The 21,903-nt window shown below is 71.7% G+C and carries 25 protein-coding genes; 3 read left to right on the top strand and 22 right to left on the bottom strand.

Annotated features, from left to right (window positions below):
* Positions 1-20: 20 nt before the first annotated feature.
* On the top strand, positions 21-893 hold the full coding sequence (locus DDE18_RS09915) for a serine protein kinase RIO (RefSeq protein ID WP_245916573.1): 873 nt from the start codon (positions 21-23) through the stop codon (positions 891-893).
* On the opposite strand, the gene DDE18_RS09910 is transcribed toward DDE18_RS09915, so the two are convergent.
* Positions 890-1,942 (bottom strand): SPFH domain-containing protein, encoded by a 1,053-nt coding sequence (locus DDE18_RS09910; protein WP_211754500.1) that lies wholly within the window; start codon positions 1,940-1,942, stop codon positions 890-892. The genes DDE18_RS09915 and DDE18_RS09910 overlap by 4 nt on opposite strands.
* A 5-nt stretch (positions 1,943-1,947) precedes the next feature.
* Positions 1,948-2,409, bottom strand: coding sequence for an NfeD family protein (locus DDE18_RS09905; protein WP_116572106.1), 462 nt, complete (start codon positions 2,407-2,409; stop codon positions 1,948-1,950).
* Positions 2,410-2,476: 67 nt separating this feature from the next.
* Between DDE18_RS09905 and DDE18_RS09900 the strand changes: the two genes are divergently transcribed.
* On the top strand, positions 2,477-3,586 hold the full coding sequence (locus DDE18_RS09900) for an LOG family protein (protein WP_211754499.1): 1,110 nt from the start codon (positions 2,477-2,479) through the stop codon (positions 3,584-3,586).
* On the opposite strand, the gene DDE18_RS09895 is transcribed toward DDE18_RS09900, so the two are convergent.
* From DDE18_RS09895 to rpsB, 9 genes are all read right to left on the bottom strand, one after another.
* The gene (locus DDE18_RS09895; protein WP_116572105.1) at positions 3,549-4,781 is read right to left on the bottom strand and encodes a glycosyltransferase family 4 protein; all 1,233 of its coding nucleotides are present in this window, start codon (positions 4,779-4,781) and stop codon (positions 3,549-3,551) included. The genes DDE18_RS09900 and DDE18_RS09895 overlap by 38 nt on opposite strands.
* 106 nt (positions 4,782-4,887) lie before the next feature.
* Positions 4,888-6,015, bottom strand: coding sequence for a dual-specificity RNA methyltransferase RlmN (rlmN, locus tag DDE18_RS09890; RefSeq protein ID WP_116572104.1), 1,128 nt, complete (start codon positions 6,013-6,015; stop codon positions 4,888-4,890).
* A gap of 42 nt (positions 6,016-6,057) precedes the next feature.
* Positions 6,058-6,414: a hypothetical protein gene (locus DDE18_RS09885; protein ID WP_116572103.1), complete on the bottom strand. Its 357-nt coding sequence runs from the start codon at positions 6,412-6,414 to the stop codon at positions 6,058-6,060.
* 68 nt (positions 6,415-6,482) lie between these two features.
* Positions 6,483-6,992 (bottom strand): histidine phosphatase family protein, encoded by a 510-nt coding sequence (locus DDE18_RS09880; RefSeq protein ID WP_116572102.1) that lies wholly within the window; start codon positions 6,990-6,992, stop codon positions 6,483-6,485.
* Between the two features lie 13 nt (positions 6,993-7,005).
* Entirely contained in the window at positions 7,006-7,893 is an 888-nt protein-coding gene (locus DDE18_RS09875) for a phosphatidate cytidylyltransferase (RefSeq protein ID WP_116572101.1), read from the bottom strand.
* Between the two features lie 14 nt (positions 7,894-7,907).
* Positions 7,908-8,462: a ribosome recycling factor gene (gene frr / locus DDE18_RS09870; RefSeq protein WP_211754513.1), complete on the bottom strand. Its 555-nt coding sequence runs from the start codon at positions 8,460-8,462 to the stop codon at positions 7,908-7,910.
* A gap of 94 nt (positions 8,463-8,556) precedes the next feature.
* A complete protein-coding gene (gene pyrH, locus DDE18_RS09865) occupies positions 8,557-9,273 on the bottom strand; it encodes a UMP kinase (protein WP_245916572.1) in 717 nt (238 codons plus the stop codon).
* A 174-nt stretch (positions 9,274-9,447) separates the two neighbouring features.
* Complete coding sequence (gene tsf / locus DDE18_RS09860; protein WP_116572098.1) at positions 9,448-10,260, bottom strand: translation elongation factor Ts; 813 nt, start codon at positions 10,258-10,260, stop codon at positions 9,448-9,450.
* A 49-nt stretch (positions 10,261-10,309) separates the two neighbouring features.
* Positions 10,310-11,428, bottom strand: a complete 1,119-nt coding sequence (rpsB, locus tag DDE18_RS09855) for a 30S ribosomal protein S2, sunset domain variant (protein WP_165821114.1) — start codon at positions 11,426-11,428, stop codon at positions 10,310-10,312.
* Between the two features lie 390 nt (positions 11,429-11,818).
* Between rpsB and DDE18_RS09850 the strand changes: the two genes are divergently transcribed.
* Positions 11,819-12,430, top strand: a complete 612-nt coding sequence (locus DDE18_RS09850; protein WP_116572097.1) for a M23 family metallopeptidase — start codon at positions 11,819-11,821, stop codon at positions 12,428-12,430.
* On the opposite strand, the gene DDE18_RS09845 is transcribed toward DDE18_RS09850, so the two are convergent.
* The 11 genes from DDE18_RS09845 to DDE18_RS23995 form a co-directional block, all read right to left on the bottom strand.
* Positions 12,431-13,378 (bottom strand): tyrosine recombinase XerC, encoded by a 948-nt coding sequence (locus DDE18_RS09845; protein WP_116572096.1) that lies wholly within the window; start codon positions 13,376-13,378, stop codon positions 12,431-12,433. It abuts the gene before it with no gap.
* Positions 13,379-13,435: 57 nt separating this feature from the next.
* Entirely contained in the window at positions 13,436-14,578 is a 1,143-nt protein-coding gene (gene dprA / locus DDE18_RS09840; protein WP_116572095.1) for a DNA-processing protein DprA, read from the bottom strand.
* Positions 14,575-16,158, bottom strand: coding sequence for a YifB family Mg chelatase-like AAA ATPase (locus DDE18_RS09835; RefSeq protein WP_116572094.1), 1,584 nt, complete (start codon positions 16,156-16,158; stop codon positions 14,575-14,577). Before DDE18_RS09835 ends, dprA begins: the two co-directional genes overlap by 4 nt.
* The gene (locus DDE18_RS09830) at positions 16,158-16,553 is read right to left on the bottom strand and encodes a YraN family protein (RefSeq protein ID WP_116572093.1); all 396 of its coding nucleotides are present in this window, start codon (positions 16,551-16,553) and stop codon (positions 16,158-16,160) included. Before DDE18_RS09830 ends, DDE18_RS09835 begins: the two co-directional genes overlap by 1 nt.
* A gap of 131 nt (positions 16,554-16,684) precedes the next feature.
* Positions 16,685-18,382 carry a pilus assembly protein TadG-related protein gene (locus DDE18_RS09825; protein ID WP_165821113.1) on the bottom strand — a complete coding sequence of 566 codons (1,698 nt, stop codon included), beginning with the start codon at positions 18,380-18,382 and terminating at the stop codon, positions 16,685-16,687.
* The gene (locus DDE18_RS09820; RefSeq protein ID WP_116572456.1) at positions 18,379-18,837 is read right to left on the bottom strand and encodes a TadE/TadG family type IV pilus assembly protein; all 459 of its coding nucleotides are present in this window, start codon (positions 18,835-18,837) and stop codon (positions 18,379-18,381) included. The genes DDE18_RS09825 and DDE18_RS09820 overlap by 4 nt, the downstream gene beginning before the upstream one ends.
* A gap of 183 nt (positions 18,838-19,020) precedes the next feature.
* A complete protein-coding gene (locus DDE18_RS09815) occupies positions 19,021-19,329 on the bottom strand; it encodes a DUF2469 domain-containing protein (RefSeq protein WP_116572091.1) in 309 nt (102 codons plus the stop codon).
* Positions 19,326-20,021 carry a ribonuclease HII gene (locus DDE18_RS09810; protein WP_116572090.1) on the bottom strand — a complete coding sequence of 232 codons (696 nt, stop codon included), beginning with the start codon at positions 20,019-20,021 and terminating at the stop codon, positions 19,326-19,328. The genes DDE18_RS09815 and DDE18_RS09810 overlap by 4 nt, the downstream gene beginning before the upstream one ends.
* Complete coding sequence (gene lepB / locus DDE18_RS09805) at positions 20,018-20,806, bottom strand: signal peptidase I (RefSeq protein ID WP_116572089.1); 789 nt, start codon at positions 20,804-20,806, stop codon at positions 20,018-20,020. The genes DDE18_RS09810 and lepB overlap by 4 nt, the downstream gene beginning before the upstream one ends.
* Before the next feature lie 23 nt (positions 20,807-20,829).
* Positions 20,830-21,180: a 50S ribosomal protein L19 gene (gene rplS, locus DDE18_RS09800; RefSeq protein ID WP_116572088.1), complete on the bottom strand. Its 351-nt coding sequence runs from the start codon at positions 21,178-21,180 to the stop codon at positions 20,830-20,832.
* Positions 21,181-21,438: 258 nt separating this feature from the next.
* Positions 21,439-21,858 carry a GNAT family N-acetyltransferase gene (locus DDE18_RS23995; RefSeq protein WP_281258369.1) on the bottom strand — a complete coding sequence of 140 codons (420 nt, stop codon included), beginning with the start codon at positions 21,856-21,858 and terminating at the stop codon, positions 21,439-21,441.
* Positions 21,859-21,903: the final 45 nt, after the last annotated feature.

Below are 21,903 nucleotides of genomic sequence, written 5' to 3'. Positions count from 1 at the left end.
CTCACACTCCTGGAGCACCGTTGACCAAGCATCTCCCGTGGCCGCCGCGCCACATCACCCCTGACGACGACCTCGACCCGTCGTTCGTCTTCGACTTCCGCGCCTACGACGAGGACCTCGACGACCGCCAGCGGTGGTCGACCTGGCTCGACGTCGAGCCACTCATGCGCGGCCCCGAGCCGCGCCCCGACTGGGTCGTGACCTCGCAGGGCGCGATCGACACCGAGCTCGGGATCCTCAAGACCGGCAAGGAGGCGGACGTCTTCCTCGTCGAGCGCGCCGACCCCCTCGACCCGGCCGGCGGCGTCGTGATGGCGGCCAAGCGCTACCGCGACACCGACCACCGCACCTTCCACCGCGCGGCCTCCTACACCGAGGGCCGCTCGGTGAAGCGCTCGCGCGACCAGCGCGCGCTCAAGCGCAAGTCGACCTGGGGCCGCATCGTCGCCGCCGGCGAGTGGGCGGTGTCGGAGTGGGACGCGCTCAAGCGGTGCTGGGAGCTCGGCCTCCCGGTCCCCTGCCCCGTCCAGATCCACGAGACCGAGATCCTGATGGAGTGGATCACCGTCGAGGGTGAGACCGCGCCCCGGCTCGCGCAGGTGCGGCCGGAGCCGGAGCTGCTGCAGTCCTACTACGACCAGCTACGGGACGCGCTGGCCACGATGGTGCAGTCGGGCATCGTCCACGGCGACCTCTCGCCGTACAACACGCTCGCCGCAGGCGACCGCCTGGTCATCATCGACCTGCCGCAGGTCGTCGACCTCGTCGGCAACCCCCAGGGCATGGACTACCTGCTGCGCGACTGCGCGAACATGTGCCGCTGGTTCCGGATGCGGGGCCTGGAGAGCGACGAGCAGGAGCTGTTCGGGGAGCTGATGGCGCACGCGTTCTAGCGCGGTCCGGGCCGGGCCGCCCGCTCCGCCGCGGCGGCCTCGGCCTTGGCCTCCTCGACGACGGCCTGGGCGACCTCGGCGATCTCGGCCGGATCCGGTCCGGGAGGCAGGGCATCGTCGGCGGGGCGCGCGGGCCTCGGGACGGCCGGCGCCGGACGCTCGCCAGGGTGCCCGTGCTGGTCCTCGGCCTCGCCGGCGAAGGCGCTCGTGATGGTGCGGACCGCCTGGGTGAGCTCGCCCGGGATGACCCAGAACGTGTTCCCGCCCTGGGCGAGGTGGGGCAGCATCTCGAGGTACTTGTAGGCCAGCACCTTCGGGTCGGCGTCGTTGCGGTGCACGGCCTGGAAGACCCGCTCGAGGGCCTGCGCCTCGCCGTCCGCGCGCAGGATCCGGGCCTTCTGGTCGCCCTCCGCCTCGAGGATCCGCTGCTGCCGCGTGCCCTCCGCCGTGAGGATCCGCGACTGCCGCTCGCCCTCGGCGTGCAGGATCGCCGCACGCTTGTCGCGCTCGGCGCGCATCTGCTTCTCCATCGCCTCCTTGATCGAGGCCGGCGGGTCGATGGCCTTGATCTCCACGCGGTTGACCCGGATCCCCCACTTGCCGGTGGCGTCGTCGAGCACCTCGCGCAGCTGCACGTTGATGTTCTCCCGGGAGGTCAGCGTGCGCTCGAGGTCCATCGACCCGATCAGGTTGCGCAGCGTGGTGACGGTGAGCTGGTCGATCGCCTGGAGGTAGTTGGCCACCTCGTAGGCCGCGGCCCGCGGGTCGGTGATCTGGTAGTAGAGGACCGTGTCGATGGCCACCACGAGGTTGTCCTCGGTGATCACGGGCTTGGGCTCCGAGGAGTAGACCTGCTCGCGCACGTCCAGCTTGTCGCGGACGCGGTCCGCGATCGGTACGATGAAGTTGAGGCCGGGCTGCAGGGTGGTGCGGTAGCGCCCGAAGCGCTCGATGTTGAAGCGCCGCGCCTGCGGCACGATCCGGACGGTCGAGACGACCAGGAAGGCCATCACCATCGCGGCGACCAGGATCGGGACCAAGAGCTCCACGGTGTTCACTCCTTCGTGATCGGGTCTCCGCCGATGACCGGGTCGCGTGGGTAGACCAGCGCCGTGGCGCCGACGATCTCGAGGACGTCGACCCTGGCGCCGACGGGGATGACCTGGTCCTCGTCGTAGGACCGCGCCGACCAGTCCTCACCGCCCACGTGGACGAGCCCGTGGGTCGCGGTGACCTCGCGGATCACCACCCCCGGCCGGCCGACCAGTGCGTCGCTGCCCTCGCGGATCATCGGCGGCAGCGCCATGTGGCGCTTGGCGATGGGACGGACGGCGAGCAGGCCGACCCCGCCCGTGACCACGCCCGCCGCCACCTGGAGGGCGAGCGGCCCCCCGGCGCCAGCCACGACGGCCGCGACCAGGGCACCCGCCGCGAGCAGGCCGAAGCCGAGTGTCAGCGTGAGCATCTCCGCGGCACCCAGCACCACTGCCAGCAGCAGCCAGACCAGCCACATCATCGTCGGACCTCCCGCCTCCGCGGGATCTCTCCACGGTACCCCCGCGTCCCGGTTAGGGTCGACGGTCGTGAGGCACACACGCGGGCGGGTCGTCGACGTCGTCTCCCTGATGGACCTCGACCGGCGCCTGGCTGCGGGGGCTCGGTCGCTCGACGGCTGGCGTCTGGTGGGCCTCGACCTGGTGGCTCACGGAGCGGCGCTGCGGGGGGTGTCCGTGGCGGGCGCGCTGTTCCTCGGCTGCCGGTTCGCCGACGGTGACGAGGAGGCCGTACGCCGCGGGGGCGGGGTGGTCTTCCCGGCCGTGCCCGGGGCCCCGGTCGACCCCTACCGGCACGCCCTCTACTCGCCGTACGAGCTCTATGACACGCCTGCCTACGTCGACAGCCTCGACGCGCGCGCCTACGCCTGGTCGCAGGCGCCCACCGACGGCGACTCGGCCCTCGCGATGGCGCTGCACGACCATGCGATCGACAAGGCCCTCACCGCGTGGGTGGAGGGCCGGGACATCGTCGGGGTGATGGGCGGTCATGCGCTGCTCCGTGGCTCACCCGGCTACGCCGAGGCCGCGCGCCTCGGCCAGGTGGTGGGGTCGCACCACGTCGTCGCGACCGGGGGCGGGCCGGGAGCGATGGAGGCCGCCAACCTGGGGGCCCTCCTCGCGGGCCGCCCCGTGGCCGATCTCGACGCCGCCCTCGCCACCCTGGCCGCCGTACCGTCCTTCACCCCCGACATCGGCGCCTGGGCGGACGCCGCCCTGTCCGTGCTGTCGGGCGTCCCGGACGGCTGCCAGTCGCTGGGGATCCCCACCTGGCACTACGGCCACGAGCCGTCCAACCCGTTCGCCACGGCGATCGCGAAGTACTTCCGCAACGCCACCCGTGAGGCGATCCTCCTGGAGATCTGCACCGGCGGCATCGTCTTCCTGCCCGGTGCCGCCGGCACCGTGCAGGAGGTCTTCCAGGACGCCTGCGAGAACTACTACGCCGACCCCTCGTCCGTCGCGCCCATGGTGCTCGTCGGGCGGGAGCACTGGACCTCGACCGTCCCCGCCTGGCCGCTGCTGGCGTCACTGGCGAAGGGCCGCGCGATGGAGCATCTCATGCACCTCGTCGACACGGTCGAGGAGGCCGCCGCCGTGGTCAGACGGCCAGCGCCTGGCGCTCCCCGATCCCGATGACGTCGCAGTAGTGCGCGACGAGCAGGTCGTTGACGGCCTGCCACGAGCGGCCCTGGACGCTGCGGCGTGCGGCGGCCGCGACCCTGGCCCGCAGCTGCTCGTCCTCGACCAGGCTCCGGACGTGCGCCGCGAGCTCGACGCCGTTGCCCGGCTGGTAGAGGAAGCCGGCGACCCTGTCGTCGACGACGTCGATCGGGCCACCCGCGCGCGGCGCGACGACCGGCACCCCGGAGGCCAGCGCCTCTTGGGCCGACTGGCAGTAGGTCTCGTGGCGGCCGGTGTGCGCGAAGACGTCGAGCGTGGCGTAGGCCCGGCCGAGCTCCTCGCCGTGCAGCACGCCCAGGAACGCCGCGTTCGGCAGCCGGGCGCGCAGCCGCTCCTCCTCGGGCCCGCCCCCCACGATCACGACGCGTACGCCGGGGAGCTTGTCGACGTGGGCGAGGAGCTCCAGCTCCTTCTCGGGCGCCAGCCGCCCGACGTACCCCACCAGCACCTCACCGTGCGGCGCGAGCTCGCGGTGCAGCTCCTCGCAGCGGTGGGCGGGGTCGAACATCTCGAGGTCGACGCCGCGCGGCCAGTGCGCCAGGCCGGGGACGTCCATCGCGCGCAGCTGGTCGATGCTCGCCGTCGACGGCGCCAGCGTGCGGTCCACGCCGACGTGGATGCGGCGGGTCAGCGCGGTCATCGCCCGGTCGCCGCCGGGAATGCCGTAGCGCGCGGCGAAGCCGACGAGGTCGGTCTGGTAGATCGCGACGCTGGGGATGCCCAGCTCACGCGCGGCTCTGGCCGCCTGGTACCCCAGCGTCGCCGGGGAGGCGATGTGCACCACGTCGGGCTGGAAGCGCAGCATCACCGCGCGCAGCCGGCGGCGCGTCTCGAGGCCGATGCGGAACTCCTTGTAGAACGGCAGGCTCGACCCGCGACAGATCGTCACCGGGAAGCCGGCGTAGGACTCCGGGCCGGTCGGCGCCACCAACTCGGCGACGTGGCCGTCCCGGGCGAGGTGCTCGAGGACGCGGCGCACCGAGTTGGTGACGCCGTTGACCTGCGGGAGGAAGGACTCGCTCACCACCAGCACGCGGAGGCGGCGGGTGTCGGTTCGCTGGCGCTGGATCGGGACGAGGTTGGAGCGCTTGAACGTCGTGTCGGGCGTCGTGGAGACCGAGCCCGTGCGGCGGAGCAGCTTCGAGGCCATGGCAGCACGCTAGGAATCCGCCCGCAACAGCGCGGGTGGCCTGTGCAGACGACACGTGAACTCCCGCCGACCGCTCTCCGACCCCCTCCCCTGGCGCTCCGCGCGCTCACGCTTCGGTCGCGGCGAGCTGGCCGCAGGCGCCGTCGATCTCCCGCCCGCGCGTGTCGCGGACCGTCGTCGGGATGCCCTTCGCCTCGAGGCGCCGCACGAACTCCCGCTCGTCACGCGGGTCCGAGGCGGTCCACTTCGAGCCCGGAGTGGGGTTCAACGGGATCAGGTTGACGTGCACCCAGCCCCAGTCGCCGCGCGCGTTGAGCACGTCGCCGAGCAGGTCGGCCCGCCAGGCCTGGTCGTTGATGCCGCGCATCATGGCGTACTCGATGCTCACCCGCCGCTTGGTCACCCGCGCGTAGTCCCACGCGGCATCCACGGTCTCGTCGACGGAGAAGCGGGTGTTGATGGGGACCAGCTCGTTGCGCAGCTCGTCGTCGGGGGCGTGCAGGCTCAGGGCCAGCGTCACCGGGATGCCCTCCTCGGTGAGCTGCTTGATCCGCGGCACCAGGCCGACCGTGGAAACGGTGACGCCCCGCGCGCTCATGCCGAGCCCGGCGGGTGCCGGGTCGGTCAGGCGGCGTACGGCGCCGATCACCGCCTTGTAGTTGGCGAGCGGCTCCCCCATGCCCATGAACACGACGTTGCTGACGCGGCCGGGCCCGCCGGGCACCTCGCCGCGCGCCATCGCCCGGGCGCCTGCGACGACCTGCTCCACGATCTCCGCGGTCGACATGTTGCGCTGCAGGCCGCCCTGGCCGGTGGCGCAGAACGGGCAGGCCATGCCGCAGCCGGCCTGGCTGGAGACGCAGATGGTGGCGCGGTCGGGGTAGCGCATCAGCACCGACTCGACGAGCGCGCCGTCGAAGAGCCGCCAGAGCGTCTTTCGCGTGGTGCCCTTGTCCGCCTCCATGGTGCGCAACGGAGTCATCAGGCCGGGCAGGAGCGCGGCCACGAGGTCGTCACGCTGGCCAGCCGGGAGGTCGGTCATCTCGGCCGGGTCGTCCACCAGCCGGGCGAAGTAGTGGGTCGAGAGCTGCCTGGCCCGGAATCCCGGCAGGCCCATCTCCTCGAGCAGCGCCTTGCGCCCGGCCTCGTCGAGGTCGGCGAGGTGCCGCGGCGGCTTCTTGCGGCCGCGCGGCTCGTCGAAGACGAGGGGCAGGGTCTTGATCGGCTCGGACATCTGCCCGATCATCCCACCCGCGGGCCCCGGGCAACGATTCGGCTACGAGTCGCGCCGGACCATGAAGTAGAGGACGAGCGAGGCGACGCTCACGACGACGAGCGCGCTGAGCACCATGCCGATCACCATGTAGGTGCCGAAACGGCGGGTGCGCGGGCTGGCCAGCAGCCCCATCGGCACGACGAGCGCGAGGAGGACGAACGGGAAGAGCTCCTCGGCCGTCTCGTGGCCGACGAGCAGCCGGAGCACACCCGCGAAGCCGCCGGGCACGACCGTGACGAAGAGCATGCCCGTGAAGAACCCGGAGATCGCGGCGGCATGCGGGTGGTCGCGCTGCCACCAGTCCGGAGCGCGCTGGGTCTCGCGGTCCTGCTGGCTCGTCGACTCGGGTGCGGTCATGCCCCCATCGTCGCCGAGTGGGCGCGTCTGCACACCCCCGACCCGCCGAATCGGCGCATCTGCACGCGTCAGGGCACCACGAGCACGTCGGGCATGGCCATCTCGGCCCAGCGCGCCAGGTCCGGCGGCCGGCCGGTCAGCTCGGCCACCAGGAGCGTCCACGCCGTGCCGTGCCCGACGAGGACGACGTCCTGGTCGCCGTGGACGTCGAGGACCCGGCGTACGGCGGGCAGCAGCCGGTCCCGCGTCGCGGCGATCGGCTCCCACCCCGGCGCCGCAGCGGTGTCCGGGTCGGCGAACGCCCGGCGCACGCAGTCCTCGAAGTCGGCGTGCCAGCCGGTATCGCGCTCCTGCTCGCGCAGCTCGTCCAGGATCCCTACCCCTGCGTCGGTCAGCAGCTGGGCCGTCTGGGTGGCCTTCGGCTCCGGCGAGCAGAACCAGGCGGCCAGTTCCGGCAGCCGCCCACTGACACGCAGAGCCCACACGTCGTCGTACGCCGTGGGGTCGAGCTCCCACTCGGCCGCCGGCCGGGTCGGGTCGACCAGGGGGCGGCCGTGCCGGACCAGGAAGAGCGTCATCTCGCGCGAGCGCTCAGAAGACGAGGTAGTGCAGCAGCAGCCAGATCGGGGCGATCGTGGCCAGCAGCGAGTCGAGCCGGTCCATCAGGCCACCGTGGCCCGGGATCACCTGGGACATGTCCTTGATGCCGAGGTCACGCTTGATCACCGACTCGCACAGGTCACCGAGGGTGGCCATCACGACCGCGATCAGGCCCAGGATGACGCCGACCCACCAGTCGCCCTCGAGGAGCCACACCACGAGCGCGACGCCGGCGCCCACGCAGGACAGCGCAGACCCGACGAAGCCCTCCCAGGACTTCTTGGGGGAGATCACGGGGGCCATGGGGTGCTTGCCGAACAGCACGCCCGCGGCATAGCCGCCGATGTCCGAGGCGATGGTGACCAGGATGAAGGCGATCACGCCCCGCACGCCCTCGTCGAACCGGTCGAAGCCGGTCGCGCCGCCCTCGGCCAGCATCAGCGCGACGAACGAGCCGAGGAAGGGGATGTAGATGAGCGTGAAGACCGAGGCGGTGGCGTTCTTGACGTAGCCCTCCACGCCCCGGCGCAGCAGCCACAGCATGATCACCAGGGCCGCGACCGCGGTGGCGGTCACGAGGGCGGGCGCCCCCCAGAAGTAGGCCACGACGACCATGACGACGCCGCCGACCATCAGCGGCTGCTCCGGCAGGTCGATGTCCCTGGCCGCCATCCCTCGGTGCAGCTCCCAGACCGCGACGACGACCGCCGCGGCCACGATGAGCATGAACGCGGTCTTCCAGACCAGCAAGGACGCCGCGATCGCGGCGAGCAGCACGACGGCGGAGCCGACGGCTGCGGGCAGGTTGCGGCCGGCCCGCCCGTGGTCCTTGGGGGCATCGGCCGGGACGGCGGGACCGGGCACGGTGGGAGTCGTCATCGAAGGCGGGCGGCTCAGACCTCGAGCAGCTCGGCTTCCTTGTTCTTGAGCATCTCGTCGATGGCGTCCGTGTGCTTCTTGGTGAGCGCGTCGAGCTTCTTCTCCGCGCCGGTGACGTCGTCCTGGCCGACGTCGCCGTCCTTCTCGAGCCTCTCGAGGCTCTGCTTGGCCGTGCGGCGCACGTTGCGCACCGAGACGCGGCCGTCCTCGGCCTTCGCCTTGGCGAGCTTGATGTATTCCTTGCGGCGCTCCTCGGTCAGCTCCGGGAACACGCAGCGGATGGTCCTGCCGTCGTTGGAGGGGTTGACGCCGAGGTCGGAGTCGCGGATCGACTTCTCGATCTCGGCGAGCGCACCCATGTCGAAGGGCGCCACGATGATCGTGCGCGCGTCCTGCGAGGTGAACGACGCCAGCTGCTGCAGCGGGGTCGGGGTGCCGTAGTAGTCGGCCGTCAGCTTGGCGAACATGCTGGGGTTGGCACGGCCCGCACGGATCGTGGCGAACTCCTCGCGGGTCGCCTCGACCGACTTGGACATCTTGTCGTCGGCCTCGTTGAGGACTTCCTTGATCACGGCTGCTCCTGTGTCTTCCAACTCGATGTCGTGCGATGTCTCGTCGTGCTGCGATGCTCCAGGCGGCTACTCGGCCGCGGGACGTGGCGGCTCAGGCGCCGCTGCTCACCAGCGTCCCAATCTTCTCACCCTTCACGATCCGCAGGATCGCGCCCTCGTCCTCGGCGCCGAAGACGACTAGGGGCAGGTTGTTCTCCATGCACAGCGCGAACGCCGTGGCGTCGGCGATCCGCAGGCCCTGCTGGAGGGCCTCGGCGAATGTGAGGTTGTCGTACTTGGTGGCCGTCGAGTCCTTCTTCGGGTCGGCGGTGTAGACGCCGTCGACACCCTGCTTGGCCATCAGCACGACCTCGCACTTGGTCTCGAGCGCCCGCTGGGCGGCCACGGTGTCGGTCGAGAAGTAAGGCATGCCGGAGCCGGCCCCGAAGATCACGACGCGGCCCTTCTCGAGGTGGCGCATGGCACGGCGGGGGATGTAGGGCTCGGCCACCTGGCCCATCGTGATCGCCGTCTGCACGCGCGTCTCGATGCCCTCCTTCTCCAGGAAGTCTTGCAGCGCGAGGCAGTTCATCACCGTTCCGAGCATGCCCATGTAGTCGGCCCGCGCGCGGTCCATGCCGCTCTGCTGGAGCTCGGCCCCGCGGAAGAAGTTGCCACCGCCGACCACGATGCTCACGCCGACGCCCTCGCGCACGACGCTCGCGATCTCCCGCGCGACCTTCTGCACGACGTCGGGGTCGACGCCGACCTTGCCACCGCCGAACACCTCCCCCGAGAGCTTGAGCAGGACGCGGTTGTAGACGGTCACGGTGTTCCCTTCTGGTGGCCTCTGAACAGTCATGGCGTTGGTCGAAACGTATAGGAGGGGCTGGCCTCGGCGCGAACGGCCCGGCCGGGAGCGAGTACGGCGACGGGGCCGGCACGACTCGCGTCGTACCGGCCCCGTCGGGTGCTCGGATGGGCTGGTAGAGCCTGTCGAGGCTCAGGCGCCGACCTCGAAGCGGGCGAACCGCTTCACGGAGGTGCCGGCCTCGTCGAGGACGGCCTTGACCGACTTCTTGTTCTCCGTCACCGACGGCTGCTCGAGCAGCACGATGTCCTTGAAGAAGCCGTTCAGGCGACCCTCGGTGATCTTGGCGATGGCTGCCTCGGGCTTGCCCTCCTCGCGGGAGGTCGCCTCGGCGATCGCACGCTCCTTCTCGACGATGTCCGCGGGGACCTCGTCGCGTGTCAGGTACTGAGGACGCATCGCGGCGATCTGCATGGCAACGCCACGCGCGGCGGCCTCGTCACCGTCGTACTCGACCAGGACGCCCACGGCGGGCGGCAGGTCGGCGGCACGCTTGTGCATGTAGGCGACGACCGGGCCCTCGAAGTAGGCGACCTCGCCGAGCTCGATCTTCTCGCCGATGCTGATCGCGAGGTCCTCGACGACCTCAGCGACGGTCTTGTCGCCGAGCTTGACGCCCTTGAGGGTCTCGGCGTCGCCGGCCTTGGCCTCGGCGGCCGCGTCGGCGATGCGCTGGGCAGCGGCGACGAACGCCTCGCCCTTCGCGACGAAGTCGGTCTCGCACTTGAGCTCGACCAGCGCGCCACCGGAGGTGGCGACGAGGCCCGCGGAGGCCTCGCGCTCGGCCCCACGCTTGGCGGCCTTGGCGGCGCCCTTGACGCGGAGCAGCTCGACGGCCTTCTCGAAGTCGCCGTCGGTCTCCTCGAGCGCCTTCTTGCAGTCCATCATGCCGGCGGCGGTGAGCTCACGGAGCTTCTTGACGTCGGCAGCGGAGAAGTTGGCCATGATCCTTCTTCCTCGAAGTGGTGGTGGGTCGGGGCGGACTGACCTGAGGTCAGGCCTTCGCCTCGGCGTTGACGAAGCCGGCGGCCTCGGCAGCCTCGGCCGAGCGGAACCACACGTCGGCGTTGGTGCGGCCGTACCAGGGGCTGGTGGGCGCGTGGAACTTCATCGAGTCCTTGTTGCCCTTGATCTCGAAGCCCTCGGGCGCCTGGCCGTCCTCGGTGGCGAGAGCAGAGTCGGGACCGAACTCGCTCTCGGTCTCGGCGGCCGGCTCGGCGGCCGGCTCGGCAGCAGGAGCCTCGGCGGCGGGGGCCTCGGCGGCGGGGGCCTCAGCGGCGGGGGCCTCAGCGGCAGGAGCCTCAGCGGCGGGGGCCTCGGGAGCCGGCGCGGCAGCGTCGGTCGCGGGGGTCTCGAGCAGCTCACGCTCCCACTCGGCGAGGGGCTCCGCAGCGGCGACCTCGTCGCCGGCGGTCTTGGCGCCGGAGCGGGCGATCAGGCCCTCGGCGACGGCGTCGGCGACCACGCGGGTCAGCAGGCCGACCGCGCGGATGGCGTCGTCGTTGCCCGGGATCGGGAAGTCGACCACGTCGGGGTCGCAGTTGGAGTCGAGGATGCCGATGATCGGGATGCGCAGCTTGCGCGCCTCCTCGACCGCCAGGTGCTCCTTGTTGGTGTCGACGATCCACACGGCCGACGGCACCTTGGACATCTCGCGGATGCCGCCCAGGGTCTTGTCGAGCTTGTCGCGCTCGCGCTTCATCTGGAGCAGTTCCTTCTTGGTGCGACCCGAGCCCGCGACGTTGTCGAAGTCGACCTCGTCGAGCTCCTTGAGGCGGTTGATCCGCTGGTGCACCGTCTGGAAGTTGGTGAGCATGCCGCCGAGCCAGCGCTGGTTGACGTAGGGCATCCCGACGCGCGTCGCCTGCTCGGCGATGGCCTCCTGGGCCTGCTTCTTGGTGCCGACGAACATGATGACGCCGCCCTTGGCCACCGTCTCCTTGACGAAGGCGTAGGAGCGGTCGATGTAGGCCAGCGACTGCTGCAGGTCGATGATGTAGATGCCGTTGCGCTCGGTCATGATGAAGCGCTTCATCTTGGGGTTCCAGCGACGGGTCTGGTGACCGAAGTGGACGCCGCTCTCGAGCAGCTGGCGCATGGTGACGACTGCCATGGTGTTCTCCTGTTGTGGCGGAGCCCGCACGCGTGTGCGCCCGACCTTGAGGCAGGTCGAGCCGAGGGCGGGACTCCTGTTGTTTTCAGTTGCTGCACCCGACGGGTGTCGGCTGCCCTGACGCTCGCGCGCGACCCAATCCCCCTGGCGTGTGAGGAGAAACTGAGAGCCGGCGCCCACGGGTGATCGGGACCGAGAAGCATCCCGTCGCGGTCAGCGAGCGTGCGAAGTCAGTCCGGGTGGACTGCTGGGAGGAATCGTAGCCACCGCCCCGCTGCGGGGCCAATCGCGGGCCGCTGGGCGTCCACAAGGGTGAGCGGTGCTCTCTCCTCCACAGGTCGAGGGCAGCGAGGGCGGCACCGGTCAGGGGTACGCCGCAGGCTGGGCCCCATGGTCCGCCTCACCCTGCTCCTCGTCCACGCCGCCGTCCTGCTCGCGGTGGGCGTGGCCCCGCCTGCCCGGGCCGCTGAGCACCCGGTCGGCAGCTGGCCGCTCTCCCCCGAGCCCGACGTCGTCGCCGGATTCGACCCGCCCGCCGACCCGTGGGGTGAAGGCCACCGCGGCGTCGACCTCGCCGGCCACGTCGGCCAGGTCGTAAGCGCCGCCCGTCCCGGGGTCGTCGCCTTCGCCGGCCGGATCGCCGGGAAGGGGGTGGTCACGGTCGCCCACGACGACGGCACGCGCACGACGTACGAACCAGTCGCCGCGATCGTCGGGCGCGGTGACCTCGTGGCGGAGGGCGCGCCGCTCGGCCGGCTGGAGGTCGCCTTCTCGCACTGCTTCCCGGCCGCGTGCCTGCACTGGGGGTGGCTTCGCGGGGAGACCTACCTCGACCCGCTGCTGCTCGTGGGCGGCGGACCGGTGCGCCTGCTCCCCCTCTGGCGCGACGAGCCGGTCTCCGGCGATGCCCGGGCGGCCCTCCCCTACGCCGGCTGGGCGCCACCCCTCGCCTCCTTCCTGGCCCTCCTCGGCGCCCGGCAGGGGTGGGGAGGTACGACGTGATCAGGCCCGGGGGTGCGCCTGGCGGTAGGCCTGGCGGAGCCGGTCGGTGGTGACATGCGTGTAGAGCTGGGTGGTCGCCAGCGACGCGTGGCCGAGCAGCTCCTGCACGGAGCGCAGGTCGGCGCCGCCCTCCAGCAGGTGGGTGGCCGCGGTGTGCCGGAGGCCGTGCGGCCCGATGTCGGGAGCGCCGGGCACGTCGGCGATGCGGCGGTGCACCAGCTCGCGGACGACCCGCTGGTCGATGCGCCGGCCCCGGGCGCCGAGGAAGAGCGCCGGCCCCGCACCCTCGGCGCAGAGGGCCGGGCGCCCCAGCCGCAGCCAGCGGTCCACCGCTCGGCCGGCGGGCTGTCCGTAGGGGACGGTGCGCTCCTTGCGGCCCTTGCCGAAGACCCGGACCACCCGGCGCTCGGTGTCGAGGTCGTCGATGTCCAGGCCGCACAGCTCCCCCACCCGGATGCCGGTGGCGTAGAGCAGCTCGAGCATCGCGACGTCGCGCAGGCCGACCGGGCTGCCGTCGTCCGCGAGCTCGGCCGCCGCCCGGATCAGGTCGGCCGCCTCGTCGGCGCGGAGCACCGGCGGGAGCGACTTGTGCTGCTTGGGCGAGCCCAGTGAGGCTCCCGCGTCGCTCGGCGTGCGACCGGTCCGTGCAAGCCAGGCCGTGAACACCCGAGCCGCCGTCGCCCGCCGCGCGAGGGTGGTGCGCGACTTGCCGAGCGTCTGCTGCTTGGCCAGCCAGCTGCGCAACGTGCGCAGGTCGAGGTCGCTCACGTCGTCGAGACCGAGCCGGGCGGCGTGGTCGAGCAGCCCGGCGACATCGCCGAGATAGGCACGCACGGTGTGGGGGGTCAGGTCGCGCTCGGAGACCAGGTGGCGCTCGTATGCGGCGAGGATGCGCGCGAAGGCCTCGGGGAGGGTGTCCTCCGGGGCGTCCCCGGCGGCAGCGGTCATGGGCCGATGCTAGGTCGCCACGCTCCCGGATCCCGGCAGGCTTCGCGCTCGGCCGCGTCAGGCGCCTGATCGGGCCAGCGCCGTCTGCACCCAACCTCCTCCCGTCGTCGTGACCAGCCCCTCGACGGCGAGGAACTGCAGATGCATGTCGGCGGTGGCCGCAGACACGCCCGCGATGCGGGCGATCGACTCGACGGGCACGCCGCGACTCACGGGCACCGCCTCGAGGACCCGGGACTGGTCCCCCTTGAGCCGGTCACGCAACGTGGACGGCCCGCGTGGCACCTCGACGAGGTGCTCGCCCGCCTTCGCCACGAGCTCGAGGACTTCGTGGCCGGAGGTGACCAGGGTCGCTGCGCCGACCCGGATCCGCTCGTGCACCCCTCCCGAGGCGGCGCTCGTGACCGGTCCCGGCACCCCCATCAACGGGCGATGGAGGCCGACTGCCCAGGTGGCGGTGTTGAGGGCTCCACTCCGCAGCGCGGCCTCGACCAGCACCGTGCCGGCGGTCAGGGCCGCGATCAGCCGGTTGCGGGCCAGGAAGCGCACCCGCATCGGCGAGCATCCCGGCGCCGCTTCCGACACCACGGCTCCCGTCTCGCCGATGTGGGTGATCAGCGGCGCGTGCTCGGCGGGGTAGGCACGATCGACGCCACAGGCGAGCACCGCCACCGTCGCGCCGCCCGCGGCGATCGCACCGCGGTGGGCCGCCTGATCGATGCCGTAGGCGGCTCCGGAGACGACCGGGCGCCCGGACCTGGCCAGGACCGCGGAGAGGTCGTGCGCCACCGACGTGCCGTAGGTCGTCGCCGACCGCGACCCGACGACGGCCACGCTGTCGGCCAGGGCATCGAGGCGCAGCGGTCCGCGCACCCACAGGCCGATCGGCACCCCTCCGCGCCCGTGCAGGGGCTCCGGGTGTCGAAGATCGCCGAGCGAGGACGGCCACTCGGCGTCACCGGGCACCACGAACCGGATGCCCAGGCGCTGCGCCCGCTCGAGCTCGCGGTCAGGGTCGACGGTGCGGAGGCGGGCGACCCACGCGAGGTCGTCGTCGCGCCGCGCAGCCTTCTCCTCGAAGCTGGCCATCGCCGCCAGCGCGCCGTGGTCGGCCACCTGGTCGCAGATCGTCGCCACGCCCGGCTCCGCGGCGCGGCTGAAGCGCACCCGGGCGAGCCGCTCGTCGTCGGGGCAGCTCATGCTGCCCTCCTGAGCACCCGGTCGGGAAGCGGGTCGCCCTTGCGAAGCAACAGCGCCACCTCCACCTCGGCGACCCCGGGACGCTCGACCCCGGCGAGGTCGGCGACCGTCCATGCCACCCGGTGGACGCGCACGACGCCTCGGCGGGTGAGGCGACCGGCGTAGAGCTCCTCCTCGAGGCGCCGCTGGCCCTCGTCCGTCAGCGGCCACGACCTCAGCAGCTCGGGTCCCGGGACGTGGCCGTTGACGGCCCACCCCCGTCCGGTGTAGCGCTGCGCCTGCACCCGTCTGGCCTGGGCCACCCGGCTGCGGATGGTCGCGGAGTCGGTGACCGGAGCGAACCGGTCGTGGAGGAGCTGCGGGCCCGGTGAGGTGAACTCACGGGTGATGTCGATGCGGTCGAGCACCGGCCCGGTGAGCTTGCGCCGGTAGTGGTTGCGGACCGTCTCCTTGCACCGGCACGTGTCGAGCCCGGGCTGCAGGGCGTAGTTGCCGCAGGGGCAGGGGTTGGCGGCCAGCACGACGAGCCCGCGGGCAGGGTAGGTCGCGGACTCCTCACCCCGGGCCACCGTGATCTCGCCGCTCTCCATCGGCTGGCGCAGGGCGTCGACGACGTCGGCGCGGAAAAGGGGCAGCTCGTCGAGGAACAGCACCCCGTGGTGGGCGCGGGTGAGCTCGCCGGGCCGCACCCGGCCGGTGCCGCCGCCGAGCAGGCTGGCGACGCTCGCGTCATGGTGGGGAGCGAAGAACGGCGGGCGGGTGATGAGCCCGTCCTCGAGGACCCCCGCGAGCGAGTGGATCGCGCTCAGCTCGAGCGACTGCTCCTGTGTGAGGTCCGGCAGGAGGCTCGGCACCCGCTCCGCCATGGTGGTCTTGCCACTTCCCTTGGGCCCGATGAGGAGCACGTGGTGGGTGCCCGCCGCCGCCACCTCCAGCGCGAACTTCACGTCGTCGAGCCCCACCACGTCGGCCATGTCGACGTCCTCGCGGGCCCGGTGCCCCCGCCAGCTCAGCAACGGGCTGGCCGACATCGGGGCGACCGGGTCGGCGTCGGGCACGTCGTCCCCGCGCAGCTCGGCCACCACCTGGGCGAGGGACCGCATCCCGAACACCGTCATGCCCGGCACGTGCGACGCCTCGTGGGCCTGGGTCTCGGGGACGAACACCCGGCGGATGCCGCGGGCCGCCGCGGCCATCACCATCGGCAACACGCCCGGCACCGCTCGGAGCTGGCCGGAGAGGGTCAGCTCACCGATGAACACGGTGTCCTCCAGCGCACCGACCGGCACCTTCCGGTCGGCGGCCTTCACGGCCACCGCCATGGCGAGGTCGAAGTGGGTGCCGGACTTGGGCAGGTCGGCGGGCGCGAGCAGGATCGTGACCCGCTTGGTGGAGGGCCACGAGTGCGGCTCGGTGTTGTTGATCGCCATCTTGACCCGGTCGCGCGCCTCGTTGAGCGTGGCGTCCGGCCGGCCGACCACAGACGTGCCCACCATGCCGCTGGAGAGGTCGACCTGCACGTCGATGAGGTGGCCCTGTGCCCCGCGCAGGGCGATCGAGTGGGCGGTCGCGAACGCCATCAGCCCAGCCCCCGGACGTGGTCGATCTCCGTCGGGCCGGTGACCGGCCGCAGCACGGCGACGAGGTCGAGGCGTACGTCGAGCGGGTGTACCTCGTGGCAGCGCAGCCACCGGGCAGCGAGCCGCCGCATGCGGTCGACCTTGCGCCGGTCGACCGCCTCGTGGGGCGTGCCGAAGGCGTAGGACGTGCGGGTCTTCACCTCACAGATCACGAGGGTGCGCCCGTCGCGCAGGACGAGGTCGATCTCTCCGGCGTCGCAGCGCCAGTTGCGGTCGAGCAGGGTCATCCCCTGCGCAGTCAGGTAGCGGGCGGCGACGTTCTCGCCGTACGCCCCCAGCGCACGCTTGTGGGCGGCGGCCGGGGAGAGCTCCAGTGGGCTGGGTCGAGTGGTCATGGGTGTGCCTCCTTGTGGGAGACAGCAGACCGGGAGCAACGGACAGCAGCGGGGAGCCGCCGGCACACCCTGTGGAGAACCTTGCGGGCAGAGTCCCTGTGAACGGTTCGTGGCTGGGTGGGCCAGGCGGCTCAGCCGCGCAGGGCCGGCGCTCCGCACACCGGACGCCCGAGGGCCAGCACGTCGGCCCCCGAGACGTTGAGGCCCATCAGGGTCCGGAGCGGCACCAGCTGCGCGTTCACGCTGTCGACCAGGGAGTTCAACGGCCCGACCACGCTGGCGTTGACCTGCAGCTGGGCGATGACCGGGGCGAGGGCTGCCTGGACGGGGCCCAGTGCCACGGGGAGCCCGCCGACGGTGGCGGTGAGGCCAGACGGAACCGACGCGACCGTGAAGTAGCCGAGGGGCGCGGACGTGCCCGTCGAGACCGGCGTGGCGTCGTTGGGCGGGATCCGCAGGTTCGCCATCGTGGTGGCGTCCGGCATCACCTGCTGGGCCGTCGCCTGCAGATAGAACCGCGTGGTGACGAGGCCGAGGCCGAGGACCGACACCTTCGCCTCGAAGTGCAGGTCGGTCGACAGCCTGAAGGTCGACAGGCCGCTCTGCACACGGACGTCCATCAGATCCGGGTTGACCGACGTGCCCTGGTTGCACTCCGGCTCGTCGGCCAGGGTGCCCGTGGCGTTGCCGAGGTCGATGTCGAGGTCGACCGTGGACTCGGGTGTCTGCACGACACCGGTCGCGCCTGTGATCCCGTGGATCGACGGCAGCTGCAGCTTCATCTGGACGTCGCCCCGGACCTGGGAGGACTCGGCCGTCGACTCGGGGCTGCCGAAGGGACCGCACGCCATCCGCGCGCGCTCGATCACCGTGAGCTGGGCGTCCCCGATGGGAGCCAGGTTGCCGATGCCCGCCGACAGGTTCCCCAGGTCGATGAAGTGCTCGCCGTCGGCGACCAGGACGCTGCCCGTGACGAGGTCGAGCACGTTGAGCTTCGTCTCCAGGGCCGCGGTGTCGGTCGGCGAGATGCTGAGGAAGTCCGACAGCAGGATGGGGGTGCTCAGCTCGGCCTGCCCGTTGAGCACCCGCTGCAGCGCAGAGATCGCCACGGTGTTGACCGGCGACTGGCGCTGGAGCGCGGTGATGCTCGCCTCGATCAGGTCGGCCGCCGTCACCTGCTGGGTGAGCAGCTGGTCGACGCTGCCGACCGTGCCGGCCGCGGCCAGCTCGTTGAGGGAGACGAAGGCGTTGGCGAGCCCGGTGTAGCTGACCGCGTCGATATTGGCCTGGGGACGCAGGAAGCCGTTCATCGGGTCGACCAGGGTGCTGATGAGCGCGGAGTCCCCGGACCTGAACCGCGCGGCGTACGACCCGACGGAGAAGCAGGCCGAGGTGGTCGCCGCGCCGATTGCGCTGCGGGTGGCGCCGCCCTCGCCCGGGGCGATCGCGTAGTCGATCTCGGAGTCGGCGACCACCTGGACCGCAGTCGGGGGGTCGACGGTCGCCACGAACACCCCGCCGACGATGCCTCCGAGGGTCGCGGTGACGTCCGGTGCGTCGCCCAGGGTGTCGCCGTTGCGGGCAACGCTCTGGGACAGGGCGCTGGTGCCGAGGGCGGAGTCGACCTCCGGGGCGAGCTCGGCCTTCGTCCGGCCGTCGAGCTCGCGGGCCAGGTCGAGGGCGACCACGTCGGCGAGGGCTTGCAGGTCGCGGCGCAGCACCCGTTGCATGCCGATGTCGACCACGAGCATGCTGACCGCCATGATCACGGTGGAGAGGATGGCCACGAGCAGGGCGATGGCACCCCGCTCGTCGCGCCGGCGGCTCAACTGACCCTCGCCTGCGCCTCGTACTCCACCGTCGCCGGGAGTGGGATGAGCGGCAACCTGGGGATCAGCGGCCTGGCCCCGTAGGGGTAGCTCACCGTGACGGAGGCGCACTGCGCCGCGGGGTCGCCGGAGCACGCCGCGATGGCCACCGTGCAGGTTGCGCCCGTGGGACCGCATGCGACGCCGTAGCTCTGGAGCGCCTCGTCGACGCTCGCGGTGGCAGCCGTCTTGCGTGCGGCGTCCTGGCTCGACGCGTACGCCGCGGCCCAGACCGCCGCCGACCGGGCGCCCTCGGCGGCGCCCTGGCTGAGCGCCTGGCGGAACGAGAGCAGGAAGCCATAGGACACGATCCCGAACAGCAGCAGAAGCACCAGCGGCGCCACGAGTGCGAACTCGACGGCGGCTGCGCCGCCCTCGCCGCGCGCAGGGCGCGACGTTCCCTCAGATCCGGCCATGGTGTCCTCCCAGACGACCCCACACGCTGCGCGTGTGGTCGGTTCCCCACGGTGCCCTCACACCGCTCGCGAGCCAGGTAGGTCGCGCTCACCGTTCTTGACGGTTACATGACAAATTCTTGACGCGGTGAGCTGGCAAATGGCCCGAGATGACCAGGGAGGTGGCCCAGAGGGACCAGGGGCTCAGCCCTTCAGCGGATCGATCTCCTGCGGCGCGAGCTCCTCGACGTTCACGTCCTTGAAGGTCAGCACCTTCACGTTCTTGGCGAAGCGCGCAGGGCGGTACATGTCCCACACCCAGGCGTCGCTCATCGAGACCTCGAAGAAGACGTCACCGTTCTCGGTGCGCGCCTTCACGTCCACCTGGTTGCACAGGTAGAACCTGCGGTCCGTCTCCACGACGTACTTGAAGATGCCCACGACGTCGCGGTACTCGCGGTAGAGCGTGAGCTCCATCTCGGTCTCGTACTTCTCGAGATCCTCGGCGCTCATGCGTCCTCCTCAGGCCGGCAGATGACGAGCGTATCCGGCTCCAGCCCGGCAGCGCGCCGCACGTTGACGAACCGCATCCGGTGCACCGGCGAAGGCCCGTGCTCGAGCAGTGCGGCGCTGTGCACCTCGGTGATGTAGCCCTTGTGCGTCTTGAAGTCGTACGCCGGCCACGCGCCGTCGAGGTCGGTCATGATCCGGTCCCGGGTGACCTTGGCGAGCACGGACGCGGCGGCGATGCACGCGGCCACCCGGTCGCCCTTCCACACAGCCAGGCCGGGGACCTCCAGGCCGTCGACGGGGAACCCGTCGGTGAGCACGTAGGACGGCCGCACCGACAGCTTCGCGACCGCGCGGCGCAGGGCCTCCACGTTGGCGACGTGCATCCCGAGCCGGTCGCACTCCTCGCTCTCGACCACGACGACGGACCACGCCAGCGCGCGGCGTACGACCTGGTCGTAGACCCGCTCCCTGGCCTTCTCGGTGAGCAGCTTGGAGTCGGCCAGGCCGGGGATGATGCCGGCCTTGCCGGGCGGCAGGATCGCCGCGCCCGCCACGAGCGGGCCCGCGCAGGCGCCGCGACCGGCCTCGTCGACACCGGCGATCGGCTCGATGCCGACCCGGCGCAGGGCGCGCTCGTAGCCGTAGAGCCCGGCGTCACGCCGGACGGTCACACCCGTCGGCAGGTGGGTCACGACGCCTGGGGCACGCCCTCGAACGTGCCGGGACGGCCGACCCAGTCGAACCGGGCGGCAGGCCACAGCAGCACGAAGACCTTGCCGACCACCAGGTCGGTGGGGACGAACTCCGGCCCGGAGACGCACTCGGTCTCCTTGCCGGACTTGCACATGTGCACGGACGAGTCGGCCGAGCGGGCGCGGTTGTCGCCCATCACGAAGACCCGGCCCTCGGGGACCGGACCCGCGGTCCAGTCCTCCGTGCAGTTGTTGACCATCGGGCCGTCGCAGTCGGCCTGGCGCGAGCGGGGGGCCAGGAAGCCACTGCCCTCGATCGGCCTGCCGTTGACGAGGATGCGGCCCTGGTCGTCGCAGCACTCGATGGTGTCGCCGGCGACGCCGATGACGCGCTTCACGAGGTGGCCGCCGGTCGGGTAGAGGCCGACCTTCGCCATCGCCTGCGCGATCGGGCTGGCGGGGCCCGCGGCCTCATGGGCGTTCAGCCAGCCACCCGGGTCCTTGAACACGATGACGTCTCCGCGCTGCGGGGTGTCGTCGCCCCAGTAGGAGACCTTCTGGACGAGGATCCGGTCGTTCTTCACCAGACCCGGCTCCATCGACTCCGACGGGATGTAGAACGCCTGGAGGAAGAGCGCCTTGATGACGATCGCGAGCCCGAGCGCCACCGCGAGCAGCAGGATCGTCTCCTGCCACAGGGGCAGCTGCTTCTTCTTGCCGGGACGCGACGACCGCGACCCCTCGGACTGTGTGGTCACGGTGGAGTCGCGGTCGTCGATCGTCACAAAAGAAGCGTAGCCGGGGGCCCTCAGGCCTCGCGGCGCTCCTTGATCTTGGCGGCCTTGCCGCGCAGGTTGCGCAGGTAGTAGAGCTTGGCGCGGCGCACGTCACCACGGGTGACGACCTCGATCTTCTCGAAGATCGGGGAGTTGAGCGGGAAGGTGCGCTCGACGCCGACGCCGAAGCTGACCTTGCGCACCGTGAAGGTGCGGCCGACGCCCGAGCCGTGGATGCGGATCACGACGCCCTGGAAGACCTGGACGCGCGAGCGGTTGCCCTCGACGACCTTGACGTGGACCTTGATGGTGTCTCCGGCGCGGAAGTCCGGAACGTCGTCACGCTTCATGGCGTTGCCGAGCTCGGCGATGACGTTGGTCATGACTGCTCCTCGCGAGTGCCACAGGTCAGCCGCGGATTCGTGGTGCGGATCGGATGGTCGCCTCGTTGGCCGTGGCGACGCGCCCCCTGTGGCAGGTGCGGTACGCCGGTCCCCGGGGCGTGCTTCCGGGCGACCGTGGCCGAGTGCAGACCGAGGGACGAGTCTGCCAGACCGCGGGGCCCCGGTCGAAATCGAGGGATCCGCTGGCGTAGTCCGTGACGAAGGGACCCTCGTGACGGGGTCAGAAGGGTCCGATCGTCACGGAGTATCCCGCCGGCGGGGCTTGGTGAGGATCACCGCGCCCTCGGGGGCCCGGAGGTCGGGCCGCAGGCGGTAGCCGGCCTTCTTGTACATCCGCTGGTTGTCCAGGCTCCCGGCGCCGGTGAAGAGCACGTACGACGTCGCGTCGGGTGGCGCGGCGGCCTCGATCGCCTCCAGGAGCAGCCGGCCGAGGCCCTGGCCCTGCAGGTCGGGCGCCACCATCAGGCGTCCGACGTCCCAGGTGATCGGGTCGTCGAGCCGTCCCCGGGCAGCGCCGACCAGCCGGCCCTCCCGGCGCAGCACCAGCACCGTCCACTTCCCCAGCCAGCGGCGTACGTCCTCGAGCGACTCGTGGAGCGCGGGGACCCAGGCATCGGGGTTGGCCTGCTGCTCCTGGACCCAGCAGGCGAGCTGCAGCGTCAGCAGCTCGCCCGCGTCGGCCAGGGTGGCCGCCTTCAGCTC

The sequence above is a fragment of the Nocardioides gansuensis genome (assembly GCF_003076135.1).
GTDB lineage: Bacteria > Actinomycetota > Actinomycetes > Propionibacteriales > Nocardioidaceae > Nocardioides > Nocardioides gansuensis.
This window is presented reverse-complemented; position numbering and strand designations above follow the sequence as displayed.

Coding starts and splice junctions, on each gene's coding strand:
- DDE18_RS09905 (WP_116572106.1), bottom strand. CDS start 2,409: ATGATGTGGCTGGTCTGGCTGCTGCTGGCAGTGGTGCTGGGTGCCGCG.
- DDE18_RS09895 (WP_116572105.1), bottom strand. CDS start 4,781: ATGGCCTCGAAGCTGCTCCGCCGCACGGGCTCGGTCTCCACGACGCCC.
- rlmN (WP_116572104.1), bottom strand. CDS start 6,015: ATGTCCGAGCCGATCAAGACCCTGCCCCTCGTCTTCGACGAGCCGCGC.
- DDE18_RS09885 (WP_116572103.1), bottom strand. CDS start 6,414: ATGACCGCACCCGAGTCGACGAGCCAGCAGGACCGCGAGACCCAGCGC.
- DDE18_RS09880 (WP_116572102.1), bottom strand. CDS start 6,992: ATGACGCTCTTCCTGGTCCGGCACGGCCGCCCCCTGGTCGACCCGACC.
- DDE18_RS09875 (WP_116572101.1), bottom strand. CDS start 7,893: ATGACGACTCCCACCGTGCCCGGTCCCGCCGTCCCGGCCGATGCCCCC.
- tsf (WP_116572098.1), bottom strand. CDS start 10,260: ATGGCCAACTTCTCCGCTGCCGACGTCAAGAAGCTCCGTGAGCTCACC.
- rpsB (WP_165821114.1), bottom strand. CDS start 11,428: ATGGCAGTCGTCACCATGCGCCAGCTGCTCGAGAGCGGCGTCCACTTC.
- DDE18_RS09850 (WP_116572097.1), top strand. CDS start 11,819: ATGGTCCGCCTCACCCTGCTCCTCGTCCACGCCGCCGTCCTGCTCGCG.
- DDE18_RS09845 (WP_116572096.1), bottom strand. CDS start 13,378: ATGACCGCTGCCGCCGGGGACGCCCCGGAGGACACCCTCCCCGAGGCC.
- dprA (WP_116572095.1), bottom strand. CDS start 14,578: ATGAGCTGCCCCGACGACGAGCGGCTCGCCCGGGTGCGCTTCAGCCGC.
- DDE18_RS09835 (WP_116572094.1), bottom strand. CDS start 16,158: ATGGCGTTCGCGACCGCCCACTCGATCGCCCTGCGCGGGGCACAGGGC.
- DDE18_RS09830 (WP_116572093.1), bottom strand. CDS start 16,553: ATGACCACTCGACCCAGCCCACTGGAGCTCTCCCCGGCCGCCGCCCAC.
- DDE18_RS09820 (WP_116572456.1), bottom strand. CDS start 18,837: ATGGCCGGATCTGAGGGAACGTCGCGCCCTGCGCGCGGCGAGGGCGGC.
- DDE18_RS09815 (WP_116572091.1), bottom strand. CDS start 19,329: ATGAGCGCCGAGGATCTCGAGAAGTACGAGACCGAGATGGAGCTCACG.
- rplS (WP_116572088.1), bottom strand. CDS start 21,180: ATGACCAACGTCATCGCCGAGCTCGGCAACGCCATGAAGCGTGACGAC.